A 990-nucleotide genomic window follows, 5' to 3' on the forward strand; every position below is an offset into this window, starting at 1 on the left:
GACCACTCTCCAAACAAAAAAGCGTCTGGGAACTTTGCCATTTGCTCAGACCAAATTGCGTCTATGCGTGCAATATCCTTTAGTGCTCCATCGCTCAGTTCTACTTTTCGACGTGCGCGACAGTTCATCGGTAACTCGTTTCTCAAATCAAAAAAGCCCGAATGCATTTCAGCCGAAATCGCGCGCGCTTTCGCTTTGTACGCTACATGGCTTGGCCACGCCTTTCCTTGTAGGTACTGCTCGTTCACATATTCCAAAATCGCTAAGGAATCCCAAACCGTGACTTCGCCATCAACCAATGTTGGCACTTTGGCCGTTGGTGTTACGCTCGCCAGCTTGTCGTAGAAGTCTTCAGTAAACAGCGTTAGCTTAGTCACATCCACTTTTAAACCGTATTGAGAAAAAATGAGCCACGCTCGCAATGACCAACTTGAGTAGTTTTGATTCCCGATAAAGAGTTGCAGTGTTGCCTCCATGCCAAATGGTGTTGTTATTAATTAAAGCGTGAAATCACAATATCTGATTGTTTTATTTCAAACTAACGGATAGTTTTGATGGAACACTTCAACAAAAACGATGGATAGAAAAGAATATGGATATTGACGCGCTGCGCAGCTTTCTTGCGTTTGTTGAAACAGGCAGCTTCACTCGTGCTGCAAAACAAATCAATCGCACCCAATCCGCGTTTAGTGCTCAAATGCGAAAGCTTGAAGATGAACTCCATGTCAGCTTATTCGAAAAGGAAGGTCGCAACCTTGTACTGAGCGAAGCGGGTATGTCACTTCGTGCGCATGCAGAGCAACTCGTAAGTTTGCACAATCAAGCCGTCAAGCAAGTAAAACGCTACGAAAACAAACGCCCACTGCGTTTAGGATGTCCAGAAGACTATAACGATAGTCTGCTGCCTAAAGTCATCCGCGTATTGCAGCAAACCGAACCGACCTGCTCTATCCAGGTGTACAGTGAGCCAAGCGTGACGCTCCGTGAATG

Annotated in this window: 2 protein-coding genes; one reads left to right on the plus strand and one right to left on the minus strand. The window is 45.8% G+C overall.

Going from position 1 to position 990, the window contains the following annotated elements:
• A partial coding sequence (locus tag R7Q46_RS25405) for a glutathione S-transferase (protein WP_318077970.1) occupies positions 1-464 on the minus strand: 464 nt, incomplete at its 3' end.
• Between the two features lie 128 nt (positions 465-592).
• Here R7Q46_RS25405 and R7Q46_RS25410 point away from each other — a divergent pair.
• Positions 593-990 (plus strand): LysR family transcriptional regulator (locus tag R7Q46_RS25410; RefSeq protein ID WP_318077969.1); only part of this gene is annotated, 398 nt, incomplete at its 3' end.

It is taken from the genome of Vibrio sp. 811, assembly GCF_033339195.1.